Origin of the sequence: Vibrio atypicus (assembly GCF_009811315.1) — a bacterium.
In the GTDB taxonomy this organism is placed as follows: Bacteria; Pseudomonadota; Gammaproteobacteria; order Enterobacterales; family Vibrionaceae; genus Vibrio; species Vibrio atypicus.
In genome coordinates, this window is record NZ_BLID01000001.1 from 295,582 (window position 1) to 309,939 (window position 14,358).

15 protein-coding genes are annotated in these 14,358 nt (G+C 44.9%); 10 read left to right on the forward strand and 5 right to left on the reverse strand.

The features are described from left to right. Positions 1-42 precede the first annotated feature (42 nt). The 7 genes from GVO60_RS01270 (at position 43) to GVO60_RS01300 (ending at position 6,499) form a co-directional block, all read left to right on the forward strand. Complete coding sequence (locus GVO60_RS01270) at positions 43-765, forward strand: putative N-acetylmannosamine-6-phosphate 2-epimerase (RefSeq protein ID WP_159650768.1); 723 nt, start codon at positions 43-45, stop codon at positions 763-765. Beyond that, on the forward strand, positions 753-1,622 hold the full coding sequence (locus tag GVO60_RS01275) for an N-acetylmannosamine kinase (RefSeq protein ID WP_159650770.1): 870 nt from the start codon (positions 753-755) through the stop codon (positions 1,620-1,622). Before GVO60_RS01270 ends, GVO60_RS01275 begins: the two co-directional genes overlap by 13 nt. Then, complete coding sequence (nagA, locus tag GVO60_RS01280) at positions 1,619-2,752, forward strand: N-acetylglucosamine-6-phosphate deacetylase (protein WP_159650772.1); 1,134 nt, start codon at positions 1,619-1,621, stop codon at positions 2,750-2,752. The genes GVO60_RS01275 and nagA overlap by 4 nt, the downstream gene beginning before the upstream one ends. A 113-nt stretch (positions 2,753-2,865) precedes the next feature. Beyond that, complete coding sequence (locus GVO60_RS01285) at positions 2,866-3,732, forward strand: glycerol kinase (RefSeq protein WP_159650774.1); 867 nt, start codon at positions 2,866-2,868, stop codon at positions 3,730-3,732. Between the two features lie 87 nt (positions 3,733-3,819). Continuing rightward, positions 3,820-4,743, forward strand: coding sequence for a LysR family transcriptional regulator (locus GVO60_RS01290; protein WP_159650776.1), 924 nt, complete (start codon positions 3,820-3,822; stop codon positions 4,741-4,743). Between the two features lie 173 nt (positions 4,744-4,916). Beyond that, a complete protein-coding gene (locus GVO60_RS01295) occupies positions 4,917-5,765 on the forward strand; it encodes a hypothetical protein (RefSeq protein ID WP_159650778.1) in 849 nt (282 codons plus the stop codon). An 80-nt stretch (positions 5,766-5,845) separates the two neighbouring features. Next, positions 5,846-6,499, forward strand: a complete 654-nt coding sequence (locus GVO60_RS01300) for a hypothetical protein (protein WP_159650780.1) — start codon at positions 5,846-5,848, stop codon at positions 6,497-6,499. Positions 6,500-6,555: 56 nt separating this feature from the next. Here the strand turns inward: GVO60_RS01300 and GVO60_RS01305 are convergent, their stop codons facing one another. The 5 genes from GVO60_RS01305 to GVO60_RS22625 form a co-directional block, all read right to left on the reverse strand. Further along, positions 6,556-6,984, reverse strand: coding sequence for a YccF domain-containing protein (locus GVO60_RS01305; RefSeq protein WP_159650782.1), 429 nt, complete (start codon positions 6,982-6,984; stop codon positions 6,556-6,558). A 24-nt stretch (positions 6,985-7,008) separates the two neighbouring features. Next, positions 7,009-7,302 (reverse strand): antibiotic biosynthesis monooxygenase family protein, encoded by a 294-nt coding sequence (locus tag GVO60_RS01310; protein ID WP_159650784.1) that lies wholly within the window; start codon positions 7,300-7,302, stop codon positions 7,009-7,011. A gap of 39 nt (positions 7,303-7,341) precedes the next feature. Then, a complete protein-coding gene (locus tag GVO60_RS01315) occupies positions 7,342-8,070 on the reverse strand; it encodes a sulfite exporter TauE/SafE family protein (RefSeq protein WP_159650786.1) in 729 nt (242 codons plus the stop codon). A gap of 82 nt (positions 8,071-8,152) precedes the next feature. Beyond that, a complete protein-coding gene (locus GVO60_RS01320) occupies positions 8,153-9,373 on the reverse strand; it encodes an MFS transporter (protein ID WP_159650788.1) in 1,221 nt (406 codons plus the stop codon). 23 nt (positions 9,374-9,396) lie between these two features. Further along, complete coding sequence (locus GVO60_RS22625) at positions 9,397-9,525, reverse strand: hypothetical protein (protein WP_263971945.1); 129 nt, start codon at positions 9,523-9,525, stop codon at positions 9,397-9,399. A gap of 296 nt (positions 9,526-9,821) precedes the next feature. Here GVO60_RS22625 and norR point away from each other — a divergent pair, with 296 nt between their 5' ends. The 3 genes from norR (at position 9,822) to GVO60_RS01335 (ending at position 14,300) form a co-directional block, all read left to right on the forward strand. Further along, complete coding sequence (norR, locus tag GVO60_RS01325) at positions 9,822-11,351, forward strand: nitric oxide reductase transcriptional regulator NorR (RefSeq protein WP_159650790.1); 1,530 nt, start codon at positions 9,822-9,824, stop codon at positions 11,349-11,351. Positions 11,352-11,538: 187 nt separating this feature from the next. Then, the gene (gene hcp, locus GVO60_RS01330; RefSeq protein ID WP_159650792.1) at positions 11,539-13,200 is read left to right on the forward strand and encodes a hydroxylamine reductase; all 1,662 of its coding nucleotides are present in this window, start codon (positions 11,539-11,541) and stop codon (positions 13,198-13,200) included. 59 nt (positions 13,201-13,259) lie between these two features. Beyond that, entirely contained in the window at positions 13,260-14,300 is a 1,041-nt protein-coding gene (locus tag GVO60_RS01335; RefSeq protein ID WP_159650794.1) for an FAD-binding oxidoreductase, read from the forward strand. The last annotated feature ends 58 nt before the right edge of the window (positions 14,301-14,358 follow it).

Sequence of the window (14,358 nt, forward strand, 5' to 3'; positions counted from 1 at the left end):
TGAATCAATTTTCACCATTACTCCGCAATATACGCTTAAGTTATGAGGCCCATCGTGAGAAGAAAAAAGTTAAATATCAGTGAGTTAAAAAAATCACTACTTGGTCAAACCGTTGTTTCTATTCAGCCCGTTGTTGGCAGCCCACTGGAAAAAACCGAATTTATCGTGGCGATGGCACTCGCTGCAGAACAAGCCGGAGCCAAGGCCTTACGCATTGAAGGTGTTGAAAATGTCACCGCTGTTTCCGCCGTTGTGAGTGTACCAATTATTGGAATTGTGAAACGTGACTTACAGGACAGTCCGGTACGCATCACACCATTTGCCAGTGATGTTGATGATCTTGCCAATGCTGGCGCCACAATCATCGCATTTGACGCAACAGACCGACCTCGCCCAGAGAGTCGAGAGCGTATCGCGCAGACCATTAAAAACTCAGGGTGTTTTGCTATGGCTGACAGCTCTTGCTTTGCTGATGGAGTATGGGCTCACGCTCATGGTGTTGAGATAATAGGTTCAACGCTATCAGGGTACGTTGGCGAGACAGAACCAACAGAACCAGATTTGCAACTGGTCAAACAGTTTTCTGAAGCTGGATTCTTTACAATGGCCGAAGGCCGCTACAACACACCAGAGCTAGCAGCAAAAGCCATTGAGTCAGGTGCTGTAGCCGTCACCGTTGGCTCAGCCATTACCCGAATGGAAGTGGTCACAAATTGGTTTAACTCAGCCACTCAAGCAGCAGGAGCAAAGGAATGTGTACACTAGCCATCGATATCGGTGGAACCAAAGTCGCCTTAGGCTTAGTTGAAAATGGCAGAATCACAGAGCGATGCCAGTTCCCGACACCAAAAGCGACGAGCGCATTGCAGTTTGCTCAACAAATCTTGAGCCATTGTGAAACTTGGATTCCCTATATTTCAGCAGTGGGTGTCTCGACAACGGGGTTGGTTTCAGAGCAGGGAATCACGGCGATTAACCCTGATACACTGGCCTTTCCGACTCCTTTCCCACTTGCAGATGCGCTCGAGGCTCTAACGCACAAACCCGTCGCCATGTTAAACGACGCGCAAGCCGCTGCTTGGTTTGAATATAAAAACCTCGAATCTCCATTAAGAAACATGGCTTTTATTACCGTCTCTACTGGTGTGGGCGGAGGTATTATTATTAACGGCCAGCTCCACAAGGGCGCGGCGGGATTGGCGGGTCATATTGGGCACACTTCCATTGATATGCATGGTCCAAACTGTGGCTGTGGTCAACGTGGATGTGTTGAAGTTATCGCTTCAGGAACCGCCATTAAACGAGCGAGTGATGACGTTTTTAACCCTCCAATTTCCAATATAGAACTGTTTTCCATCGCAAAAGAAGAACCAGTTGCTGATCAGATCATTGAAACCAGTGCTCATGCCATCGCGACCCTTTGTTGCAACTTAAAAGCCTCACTGGATTTGGAAGTCATTGTATTAGGTGGTGGGGTTGGCCTCGCAGCTGGATATATTGAACGAGTCCGAAAACACATTGCCAATAAGCCTTCTGTTTTTCAGGTTTCAATCTTACCTGCAAAAGGCGACTACGACGCATGCCTGCTTGGCGCAGCTTTTCAAATTAAGGAATCACTATGACATTGAAGGCGATTTCCGCTCCAAGAATCTTTGACGGCGAACGCTACCACATCGATAGCGCCCTCATCTGGCAAGACAATAAGATTATCAACATCATCCCGATCGATGATTTAAATCCAGAGATTGGACATCAACATTATGAAGATGCGTTAATCAGTCCAGGCTTTATTGATCTCCAAGTCAATGGCGGTGGCGATGTGATGCTTAACAGTCAAACCACCCCATCGGCTATGCAAACAATCTGCCTTGCACATCGAAAGCATGGGACCGCTTATTTATTGCCAACCTTGATCAGTGCAACACCCGAGAAAATATCTCGCGCACTCAAAGCTACTCAGCAAGCGCTAGACGATAAGGTTGCAGGCGTACTTGGTCTTCATCTCGAAGGGCCTTGGCTCAATCCGATAAAAAAAGGGGCACATGATGCCAACCTGTTTTATTCACCGAGTATTGACGAGCTAGAGCAGTTTCCTTGGCCCTCTAAAGGAAAATTGCTCATTACGGCAGCAATAGAGAATCTAGACCAAGCCTCACTGGATTGGCTGCATAACCGAGAATTTACCGTATCTTGCGGCCACTCGAACGCTGAAATTGAACAACTCACCGACGATAAACTCATGCTTGTTTCTGGCTTTACTCATCTGTTTAATGCCATGTCGCCTTTCGAAGGCCGCGCTCCCGGTACGGTTGGTGCAGCATTAAAAAGTGATCACGCATGGTGCTCCATCATTGCTGATGGCATTCACGTTCATCCTCAAAGTGTACTGCTGGCTCATAAAATAAAACCGGCTGGCAAACTACTCATCGTCACAGATGCCATGGCCTCCGTTGGCAGTAAAACCAATCAATTTGAACTCGATGGCGAAACTATCGCTGTAATTGACGGCAAATTAGTCAATAGCCAAGGTGCGTTAGCGGGCGCGCACATTGGTATGGATGAATCGGTGGCAAACGTCATTGAATGGGGCATCAGTGAGAATGAGGCGCTCAAAATGGCTTCGACCTACCCCGCGCAGGCTATACAGTGTGACGATCTTGGTTTTCTAAAACCGGGCTATCGTGCTGCAGCGACAATTCTCTCTTCAAACTACGAGAGCTTAAAAGTCCTTGTGGATGGTAAAGTCTATTAGAATCACCAAAAAAGAAGGTGCCTATTACCGCATCTTCTTTTATTAAATAAAATCAGAGGCTTGATTAGCGTTCATTTTCACTAAACAATAGTGATAGGCACAAGGAGCGCAATATGTCAGACAAAATCTCTACCACCGCATTAGCGAAATCTCGCGAGCTCGACGCAAAACAGCTTTTCACAGAGCTTAAATTCGCTGGCTATATCAATCGCGGCGATGAAGGGTGGATCCTAACTGAGATTGGGGCAAAATTTGGGGGCGAATATGTTGATCACCCTAAATTTGGTCAATTCATTGTCTGGCCAGAAAATCTTCTTATTGACTCCACTGCCACCAGCGGAAAAACCTTAAGTGCGACGCAAATTGGCCAACGTTTTTCTCTTCATGGCAAAAAGATCAATCAACTTCTGCAAGAGCTTGGTTGGATTACCAAAACGGAGGATGGCTGGCATGTCTCTGAATCCGGTCTAACCGTGGGAGGCTATCAACGTGAAGACAAAGAGAGTAGCAACCAGTTTGTTGTATGGCATGACTCCATCGTTCGCAATAAAAGGCTGCGACAATCTGTAGTCGAATTCTCAGGTCAAGACGCAGAAGCGCACGCGACAGACAAATCGCTTTCTAGCTTTAGGCAAAAATTTGAAGCCAAACATCGCAGCTTAGATGGCCACTACGTACGTTCGAAAGGCGAATTGGTCATTGATAACTGGCTTTACATGAACGGTATTGTCCATGCCTATGACCGCCAGCTTCCGATTGAGCAAGACGTATTGAGTGACTTCTACTTGCCTACAGGAAAAGTTTATCTTCAATACTGGGGAACCGATGCTGTAACCATTTCTGATAAAGAACGAGAAGCGATAAAAGCCGTCTACGAACAACACAATTTCCCTTTGATTGAGGTGTTCCCAGAGCAAATCGAACAGCTAGACGATGTTTTACCAGCAAAACTCAAAGAGTTTGGCATCAAAGCTTATTGATGAATTGAAACCAGATTATTTGATATATCAATTGGTTAAATGCCAGCATTCTGTATATCATCAGCCAAGTAAGCAAGGAGGCTGACAATGGCAAAAGACTTATTCGCAAACCTAGATCTTAATCTACTGCGCACATTTATTATTCTTCACCAAGAGCGGAATATGCGTAAAGCGGCCGAACGTCTATTCGTATCTCAACCCGCTGTGAGTAAAGCACTACAACGCCTACGCGACCACTTTGATGATGAGCTATTTGTTAAAACGCACCATGGACTGCGCGCAACAGACTATTCCAATACACTTGCAGACAACATTGGACCTCTTCTTGATCAATTATCGAATTCTCTCAACGCAACAAGCCCATTTAAACCAAACGAACTCGATGGCGTGATTAAAATTGCCCTAGCTCCTTTTATATTGAGCTCATTTGCCAGTGATATTTTCCTCGCGATTCGCACTCAGGCTCCAAATCTGCAAGTACAGCTTCTCAACTGGTCAAAGAGCACGATGCAAGAACTCATCAACGACGAAGTACTAATAGGTGTTAACTACGAAATTAGCCACGCGCCTAAAGAGCTGATCAGTAAAAAGGTCGCACAAGATAGTTTTCATATCTACCTGCGAAAAGATCATCCATACGAGGGCAAGATTTTGGATTTTGAACAGGCGGCTCATTTTGAGTTCGCTACCATCATCGCCGCAGATTGGAATTCAACACAATCGTTTACTGAAAAGATGCTAAAACTGAGGAATATCGAACCCAACATCGCTTTTCGTTCAGAGCTACCTTCTGCTGTTATATCGGTTGTGGAAAATTCTGATATTGCTTTCCCTGCTTCTAAACTCACGAACGCTGATAAATCAACAACGTTAAGGCGTATTCCTATTGTTATGGATAACGAAGAGTTTGGACCAGAAGTTTTTGTCTATTACCACCACAAAAATCGTCAAAACGAAACAACACAATGGATTAAGCGCATTCTGGAAGATCTTCTAAACAGTGATAACTAACGGTTATCACGCTTTTTCCTCTGACTCATTAATAACTCAAGATTAAGAGCCCTTTTCTATTAAGCAATTAGAGCAAAATTAGGGCTCACCATATACTTCTCTCATCGGCTAGGAACGCCACTTCACCAGCAAGAAGCTCGGTTAGTACGACAACATTTTTTGAGAGAACCACTATGAAACTTAAACTTCTATCTACTCTAATTGCTGCATCTGTTTTAGCGGGCTGTTCATCTGGCGGATCATCATCAAACGACAGCGCAAGAGGAACGCCAGTTAACCCGATTGAAATTGAGATTGAAAACCCAATTGAAACAGGCGGTCAGTACACCGTCGATGCGCAAGGTACCGTCTACAACAACGGAACGGAAGTAGCTAAAATTGATACCACAACTGGATTGTTAACGGTTGATGGTGTGGTCATCGGCAGCGTTGATTCTCACGATTTTGCTTCTGCCTCATTCGTCATGGTTGATCACTCTTCAGGTAATACTTGGCAAGTGGTGGTGGATAAAAACGGTAACTTAACGATTACCCCTCTTGATGTTGATGGCGGTTGGGGAAATGTTCCAAAAGAGCACCCGATTGAAATAAATCCTGAGAACCCAATTGAACATGGCCCTCAGAATCCAATTGAAGCCCACCCTGAAAATCCAATCGAAACAGGTGGCCAATACAGCATCGATGCACAAGGCAAGGTTTACAACAATGGCACTGAAGTGGCGAGTTTAGACACTTCAACAGGTTTAATCACTGTCGATGGTGTAGTTATTGGCCGCGTTGATTCTCATGACTTGAAGTCAGGCACATTGGTTATCGTCGACCATTCATCGGGCAACACTTACAACGTAGCAATAGACAAGAGCGGTAACCTAACCATCTCACCAGCTGATGTTGATGCCGATTGGGGTCTAAACAAGCAACCTAAGTTAGATGAACTTAAAACAAACTTGCAAAGCCTTTCACAAGAACAGCGCCAACAACTAAAACAAGCCATTAAAGACCGCGTCAACGCACGCTCGTAATAACCATCCAATAATAGCAAGCAAAGGAGCCGCTTAATCGTAAGCGGCTTTTTCTTTTTCAGTCTGTCAGGTCTATTCGCATGAAACGTTTAATTCTTTGTACCTTAATCATCAGTAGCTCAGTTGCTGCGCAGCCTAACCTTCAATATCACGAGCCAAGTTTGAGTTTTCAAATGGCTCAAAACAATGATGAATGGATTGGCACTATCTCTGGCACTATTCAAGCCACCGAAGAAATCAACATTTCAGCTGAGATTGATTCAACGGGTTACCTAGAGTTGGGAACTGGATATGGAATCATGCTGGGTAGTGTGTACACTGAAGCGTATGTCAGCTATGGCCGAGCGGATATCATTGATATCTACGATGCGGGTTTATTTGCTGCCACCGCCCTTACTCCTCAACTCATGGTATTTGGCAACACGTCCCATGAATGGCGAAAGAACACCTTGGGGGAACACCTGCCTGTCTTTGACCATACTGAGCGCGAATGGAAAAACACACTAGGCGCAAGCTACAGTTTCAATCCTTGGGTTAATGCTAGTTATACTTTTAACTACGATAAGAATCTCACAGATTCTGGATACCGAACTAATCAAGATATTCAATTAACGTTTAAACCTCGCTGGGTAGAACCTTATATAAAATACACCTTTGGAGATCATCGAGTGACACCTAGCTCCAGTGTTACGGGTGAAGATAGTGTTGAGTTTGGCGTCAATGTACGTTTCTAAAACGCAAAAAGCCCCAACGAGGGGCTTTCATTTTGATGTCGCCATTGGCTAGAACATTACTTTGAGTAACGAGCCATGGCTGCTTGCTCTTTTGGTACCACGGTTTTTCCAATCGGTGCAAGCGAGATATAAGCAAGTTTTAAATGCTGCAGCGCAAATGGGATGCCGATGATGGTAATAAAGCATGCCACTGCCGACATAATATGACCGATAGCTAGCCAGATACCCGCCAACAGGAACCAAACCACGTTACCGATCACGCCCAATGGACTGGTGCCGATATCCATCTCTTTGGTTAATTCATCTCTAGAGATCACCTCTTGACCAAATGGGAAGAACGAGAAGTTACCCATCACGAAACAAGCTCGTCCCCATGGAATACCGATAATACTGATAAAACAAATGATGCCGACTAACCACCAAGCTAAGCCCATGAAAACGCCACCACACAAAAACCAAATAATATTTCCAAGTGCTCTTAACACGCTATTTCTCCTTTCTAGAAAACCTTAACCATAGACTTGCTCAAAGTGCTCTACGGTTGGGAATGGGTCATAAAAATGATGTAAAAGTGCCTTCCATTCCTGATATTCAGCAGACTGTCTAAAGCCCTGCTCGTGGTCTTCTAATGTTTGCCAATTCACTAATAAAATATAGCGGCTTGGGTTTTCAATGCATCGTTGCAGTTGATGCGACACGTAACCTTTCATACTTGAAATAATAGCCTGCGCCTTAGCAAAATTTTGCTCAAACTCCTGCTCTAAAGTAGGTTTCACATCTAATATAGCGACTTCCAGTATCATGCTTTCTTCCTTAACCTAAGATGAACAAGTGAACTTTCTTTATGCTAGCCCCTGCCAGACTGCAGTTGCTCCACTAATACTACATAAAAGCAGAGCTCCGATTCGAATTTTCTCTTTTGGCAGCGAATGCGTGGTTAATTGGGCCAATTTATACCCCACCCAAGAGGCTGGAATAAGTGGCACTGAGATCCAAACGTGGTGCCACGTTAAAAAGCCTGCGGGCATTTGGATGACCAAAGAGATGATGGAACTGAATACGAAAAACGCTGACAAGTTACCACGCAATTGATTCGCTTCTTGATGCTGTAGCAGTAATGCCATTGGCGGACCACCAATCGCTGAGCTAGTACCGAAGAAACCCGAGAAAAAACCAGCAATGCCCATTTTCGTTGGTGTTGGCTCAATGCGAAACGGCAATAAACTCACAACCACAGCAAACAATACCAAGATACCGAGCCAAAGAGCCAGCATATCAGTCGAAACCATGACAAGCAAAATGCCACCTGCAATGGAGCCCGGCACCCGACCTATTAGCGCCATCTTAAGCCCGCCAATTTCGACACTAGAACGATGTTTTAGGGCGTTTAAAATTGAGATAAATAGCGCAACCAAACAAATGGGCGCAGGCACATAGTCAGGAGAAACAAGGATCAATAGCGGCGCAGCAACAATTGCTAATCCAAAACCAATCGCTGTTTGAACAAACGATCCAAGAAAAATTAGAAACGCAGCAATGAGCGCTTCATTTGTCATCCACTCAGCAAACATAGAGATTATCTATTCTCTAGAAATAATTAAGCCCATCATAATCGAAATGAAAATAATGGGCTTTTGTTTTTATTGAATTTTATTATGCAGTCGCTTGAGCTGTCACTCTCACTAATGGCTTATCATTGATTGGTAAGTGGATTAATGCCGCTGCAAATGCGAGAACGACTGTTGACCACCAGATCGGCTCATATGAACCATAGTAATCGTAAATACGACCGCCAACCCAAGCCCCAAGAAAGCTCCCTACTTGGTGAGTAAAGAACACTAAGCCATAAAGCGTAGATAAATACTTAGCCCCAAAGATCTGTCTCACGAGCCCTGACGTTAATGGCACGGTTCCTAGCCAACAGAAGCCAATCGCCCCGCCAAATATCGCTGCGGTATGCTCTGTCACAGGTAGCGTTACGAAAGCGCCAATTACAGCCGTTCGCATCAGGTAGAGCGCAGACATCACATGGCGTTTACTGTACTTATCGCCCATCACGCCCCAGAAATAAGAACCGAAGATATTAAAAATACCCACGTATGCCAATGCCATTGCTGCCGTCGACGCTGGTAGATGTTTGTCTGCAAGATAGCTCGGTAAATGAGTCGCAATAAACATCACATGGAAGCCACAAACAAAGAAGCCTGCGTGGATAAGCCAATAACCTTTATGAGCAAAAGCTTCTTTTAACGCCTGCTTAAGCGTTTGATTATCGTCTGCATTTTGGGTTGTCGCATTGCCCTGTTTTGGTTTTGCGCTCTTCATAAATAATGCAAATGCAATCATGGTGCTACATAGCATTGCAAAGCCTTGTAGCGCACCTTGCCAGCCAAAATCCGTCAGCATCGCTTGCGCGCCCGGGATCATGGCAAACATACCAAATGACCCAGCGGCCGTGGTTAAGCCAAATGCTTTCGCCGTATGCTCTGCCGGTACAACCTTAGCAACAGCACCTAAAACAATGACATAGCTGGTTGCACTCAAGCCTAAACCAACAAGAATACCAAGTGACAAATACAGCATGCTTGGTTCAACCGCGATAGAGGTTAAATACAAGCCTAATCCATAGGAAATAGCACCCAATATGATAATGCGCTTAGCACCAAAACGGTCAGCAGCCATACCAACAAAAGGCTGAAAAACACCAAACAACAGGTTTTGCAGTGCGATAGCAAAGCTAAAGAACTCGCGCCCTGTTTGAAAATGGTCAGAGATTGGCATCATGAAAATGCCGAATGATTGTCTGATCCCTAGACAAGTAATAAGGATAGCGATTCCTAGCCAAACCATAATTGGAAAACGAAAAATGCTCATGGAAATTCCTTTAAGACAATGTCTTAATGATGGTGATGAGAATGGTCTTGGCTATCACCCGTTTGTTGGTGACAACCGCTATTGATCGCTTGCTGCGCCAATACATCGAGCAACGTAGGCGAGTGATGTACTGCCACAAGTGTAAGTGCCAAAAGCAGCCCCATTCTCATAAGCTGAGCAAAAAGTGATTGAGAAAACATAGTTTAGTGTCTCAGCGTAGTGGTAAAAAAGAGCGCGAAGTGTAGAGATCTCCGCGCAATGACTCAAATGACATTTAATCAATTATGCTATGCGTTTTTTGCATACATCGAGCTCTGATTTCAATTCAACGCTGGATAAGACATCAATTGACTCAAATCAAACGTACAGCGTTTATACACCTTAGTGCGATGTTAAAATGACAACAGCTTGTTAGGATGCGGTCACCCGAAACAAACTGAAAGACGTCATGAGCCCAAACCTAAACCAAGTATTGCTAGATATCGCACTCAACCTAAGCTCTAACTTAAACAGTGAAACTCAATATCAGCACTTAATTGACGGCATCGATCGTGTCTTTCCATGTGATGCTAGTGCGCTGTTTATCTTAGACCAAGATGGATTTCTAACCCCGGTTGCCGCTAAAGGTTTGTCGAGCAGTGTATTAGGACGACGTTTTTTCCCTAACGCTCACCCTCGCTTAGAAGCCATCATGCAAAGCAAACAGCCAGTGCGCTTCGACGCCAATTGCGATCTACCCGATCCTTTCAGTGGCGTATTACTTAGTGAAGAATCTGAATTAGATGTTCATGACTGTTTAGGCTGTAGCTTATATGTGGAAGGACAATTAGTAGGTATCCTTACTTTAGACTCAATGACGGTTGGGGCTTTTGATGTCATTGAGCCAGTCACCATTGAAACCTTTGCGGCCCTTGCAGCTGCGACGTTAAGAAACATTGGCCAAATTAAAGCGCTAAAAGCTCAAAACAAAAAACAAAGACATGTCACCGAAACCTTGATTCAGCAAGCCCGCTCTAAACAAGGTGAGATGATAGGCCTTAGCCAACAAATACAAAAGCTGCGAAACAACATCGCGACAGTAGCAAAGTCTGACTACGCCGTTCTCATCACAGGCGAAACAGGAGTCGGAAAGGAGCTTGTCGCGCACAGTGTTCATGCTCAATCCCACCGTTGTGACAAGCCAATGATTTACGTCAACTGTGCCGCACTTCCAGAAGGTTTGGCAGAGAGTGAATTGTTTGGCCATGTCAAAGGCGCGTTTACCGGAGCAAACAGTAACCGCGCAGGTAAATTTGAGTTAGCGGACGGGGGAACCATTTTCTTAGATGAACTGGGCGAGCTACCCCTCATACTTCAAGCAAAGCTTCTTCGGGTTATTCAGCAAGGTGAGCTGCAACGAGTCGGCAGTGATAAGCACTTGCTCGTCAATGTCCGTATCATTGCTGCCACCAACCGTAACTTGGAACAAGAGGTCGAACAAGGTCAGTTTCGGGCGGATCTCTACCATCGACTAAATGTTTTTCCAATCTCGGTGCCACCGTTAAAGCAGCGCGAAGGCGATATCCCAGTTTTAGCTGGCTACCTACTTGAGAAAGTTCGTAGTCAGTTTAATATCCCAAATCTACACCTTCACCCTAAGGCGTTGACTCAATTAGAAAAGCAGCCTTGGCCAGGTAATGTTCGTGAGCTTGAGCACACACTTACACGCGCGGCGTTAAGAGCAATACAAGAACAGCAGCATATTATTCATACCCACCATTTTGACATCACCCTTGAAGATATCGATGTCAAAAATACATCAAAGTATTTCCCTCCAACGAGCCAGGGCATGCGTTGTTTAGTTGAAGACTACCAAAAAGATTTAATCGTCCATGCACTTGAAAAATCGAACGGAACTTGGTCAAAAGCCGCCGAGTTTTTGCAAATGGACAGAGGAAATTTATATCGAATGGGTAAGAAATTTGATCTATCAAATTAGGTAAGCCACCTCATTGATGTATAAAAGACATCATTCTTGTTGTCTTTTATACATCGCAACATTTATCAAAACAGCACTAAATCACTATAAATCAACAACTTAAAAACTGGCACGTTACCTGCACTTACAGTGACATATAACGAACGGCTAGACCGTCAGACTAAATAACCGTTACTGGAGAAGCGCAATGTTCTGTATTCAATGTGAACAGACTATTCAAACCCCTGCTGTTAAGGGCTGCTCATTTGCACAAGGTATGTGTGGTAAAACATCTGAAGTTTCAGATCTACAAGATGTACTCGTGTACACCCTTCAAGGAGTTTCTTACTGGGCAGAGCAAGCTCTTAAATTTGATATCGTTGACAACGAAATCAACCAATGGGCACCAAGAGCATTCTTCTCGACTCTAACTAACGTCAACTTCGATCCAGCGCGTATTCTCGAGCTAGCGACTCAAGCGGCACAGTTTAAAGCGCGCCTTAAAGATCAGACGATTACAGCGGCGACTGTAAGCGATACAAAATTGGAAGAAGCACCTGCTGTAGCTAACTTCGAATTGCCAGCAACAGCTGAAGCTATCTTAGAATTTGCACCTCAAGTGGCGGTAAACCGCGGTTACCAAGAGATCAGCGAAGATGTGATTGGCCTGCGTCTACTTTGCCTATACGGCCTGAAAGGTGCTGCGGCATACATGGAACACGCTCGCGTATTAGAACAAACTAACGACGAGATCTACGCAGAATACCACCAAATCATGGGCTGGCTAGGCACAGACCCAACCGATCTTGGTGCGCTACTAGACTGTTCAATGCAAATCGGTTTGATGAACTACAAAGTGATGGAAATGCTTGATGCAGGTGAGACGGCGACATTTGGTCACCCTACTCCTACCGCTGTCAACGTGAAAACCGTCAAAGGTAAAGCCATCCTTGTTTCTGGCCACGACTTGCACGATCTAGAAAAAATCCTTCAACAGACCGAAGGCAAAGGCATCAACGTTTACACTAACGGTGAAATGCTTCCAGCTCACGGTTACCCAGAACTAAACAAGTACCCTCACTTGGTTGGTAACTACGGCAGCGCTTGGCAGAACCAGCAAAAAGAGTTTGCTAACTTCCCTGGCGCGATTGTGATGACATCTAACTGTCTCCTCAACCCAAATGTCGGCCAATATGCAGATCGCCTATTTACGCGTAGCATCGTTGGTTGGCCTGGTGTTGCACACCTAGAAGGCGACGATTTTAGTGCTGTGATTGATTGCGCACTCGCTCAAGAAGGCTTCAAGCACGACGAAATCGAACAGATGATCACCGTTGGCTTTGGTCGCAATGCACTAATGGAAGCAGCGCCTGCCGTTGTTGAACAAGTGAAAGAAGGTAACATCAAACACTTCTTCCTAGTTGGCGGCTGTGATGGTGATAAATCTGAGCGTAGCTACTACACCGACTTTACCGCAGCAGCACCTGAAGATAGCGTCATCTTAACCCTCGCTTGTGGTAAATTCCGCTTCAACAAAAACCAATTTGGCGACATCAACGGCATTCCTCGTCTTCTTGATGTTGGTCAGTGTAACGATGCGTACTCTGCAATCCAGCTTGCGCTAGCACTATCGAAAGAGTTCGATTGTGACATTAACGAGTTACCTCTAACGCTAGTTCTTTCTTGGTTTGAACAAAAAGCGATCGTTATCTTACTGACTCTATTCGCATTAGGCGTTAAAGGTATCTACACAGGTCCAACAGCACCAGCATTCTTGACTGACAACCTACTGGCTATCATCCAAGAGAAATTCGATATGCGCAGTATTGGTAACGTAAAAGACGATCTAAAAACAATCCTAGCGGCTTAATTTTTATCCCTGCTCGCCCAATCATCGCTGTGATTGGGCGCTTTTTGTGAGAGAACTTAATGATTACAGAGTGGTTAAACAATCAGCCTGCAACACTACGCTGCAGCGACAAATGGCAGGAAACCGTCGACACCGTTAGCATTAAACTGATCAACCCAAATGATGAACTTTACCAATTTGACTTCAAGCCAGGTCAGTTTGTTTCACTGGGCTTTGAAATCAATGGCAAGCTAGAATACCGAGCATACTCTATAAGCTCGATTCCAGGTCAAAACCACCTTCAACTTACCGTTAAACGTGTAGAAGGCGGTATTGTATCTAATCACATCATTGACCATTTAAGCCTTGGTAGTGATGTAAAAGTGCTTGCGCCTACTGGTCCCTTCAATTCCGTAGATTGTCAGCCAAAACAAAAAGTGGCAGTACTCAGTGCTGGCTGCGGGATTACTCCCGTGATTGCAATGGCAAAAACCTGGTTGAGTAATAATGCCGATATAGAGATCACTTTTGTTCATATGGCTAAAAGTGCATCACAAACCATCTATTTTGATGAGTTAGAGTCGCTTTCTGCCCTGTACGAAAATTTCAACTTACGTCTACTCCTCAAAGACAATACAGGTACTCGCCACCCGCAAGGTCGCCTAGACAAGGCATGGCTAGAGACACTCTGCCCAGACATTGCTGAGCGTACAGTTTACCTTTGTGGACCAACGCAGTTCATGCAAGATATGGAAAGTAATGCCTTAGAGCTTGGCGTTTCACCAGAGAATTTTCACCAAGAGAGTTTTACGCCAGTTGAATCTCAGCAAGAGAGCGCAGATCAAAAGAGCAATGGTGTCGTTCAATTCGACGTACCTGATTTTGGCGTTGCAACAGAAGTGGCTCAAGGGGCGACCCTAGCGGATGTATTGGAAGAGAACGGCGTGCCAATCATCATCGCCTGCCGCAGTGGTATGTGTGGCTCTTGCAAATGCAAAATTACTAAAGGCGAAGTAAGCCGAACCAGTACAGAAACGCTTACAGAAGAAGATATCGCGAATGGCTATACGTTGGCTTGCTCTAGTCAAATTCAAACGGATGTCGAAGTGTCACTGAGCTAGTCCTATCCGACGAACCTGACACAACAAACAATAAACGCCCACGAATCACATCGCGGGC

What these genes read in the sequence shown, in the direction of transcription:
- GVO60_RS01270 (WP_159650768.1), top strand. Translation starts at nt 43, where the DNA reads ATGAGGCCCATCGTGAGAAGAAAAAAGTTAAATATCAGTGAGTTAAAA.
- GVO60_RS01275 (WP_159650770.1), top strand. Translation starts at nt 753, where the DNA reads ATGTGTACACTAGCCATCGATATCGGTGGAACCAAAGTCGCCTTAGGC.
- nagA (WP_159650772.1), top strand. Translation starts at nt 1,619, where the DNA reads ATGACATTGAAGGCGATTTCCGCTCCAAGAATCTTTGACGGCGAACGC.
- GVO60_RS01285 (WP_159650774.1), top strand. Translation starts at nt 2,866, where the DNA reads ATGTCAGACAAAATCTCTACCACCGCATTAGCGAAATCTCGCGAGCTC.
- GVO60_RS01290 (WP_159650776.1), top strand. Translation starts at nt 3,820, where the DNA reads ATGGCAAAAGACTTATTCGCAAACCTAGATCTTAATCTACTGCGCACA.
- GVO60_RS01295 (WP_159650778.1), top strand. Translation starts at nt 4,917, where the DNA reads ATGAAACTTAAACTTCTATCTACTCTAATTGCTGCATCTGTTTTAGCG.
- GVO60_RS01300 (WP_159650780.1), top strand. Translation starts at nt 5,846, where the DNA reads ATGAAACGTTTAATTCTTTGTACCTTAATCATCAGTAGCTCAGTTGCT.
- GVO60_RS01310 (WP_159650784.1), bottom strand. Translation starts at nt 7,302, where the DNA reads ATGATACTGGAAGTCGCTATATTAGATGTGAAACCTACTTTAGAGCAG.
- GVO60_RS01315 (WP_159650786.1), bottom strand. Translation starts at nt 8,070, where the DNA reads ATGTTTGCTGAGTGGATGACAAATGAAGCGCTCATTGCTGCGTTTCTA.
- GVO60_RS01320 (WP_159650788.1), bottom strand. Translation starts at nt 9,373, where the DNA reads ATGAGCATTTTTCGTTTTCCAATTATGGTTTGGCTAGGAATCGCTATC.
- norR (WP_159650790.1), top strand. Translation starts at nt 9,822, where the DNA reads ATGAGCCCAAACCTAAACCAAGTATTGCTAGATATCGCACTCAACCTA.
- hcp (WP_159650792.1), top strand. Translation starts at nt 11,539, where the DNA reads ATGTTCTGTATTCAATGTGAACAGACTATTCAAACCCCTGCTGTTAAG.
- GVO60_RS01335 (WP_159650794.1), top strand. Translation starts at nt 13,260, where the DNA reads ATGATTACAGAGTGGTTAAACAATCAGCCTGCAACACTACGCTGCAGC.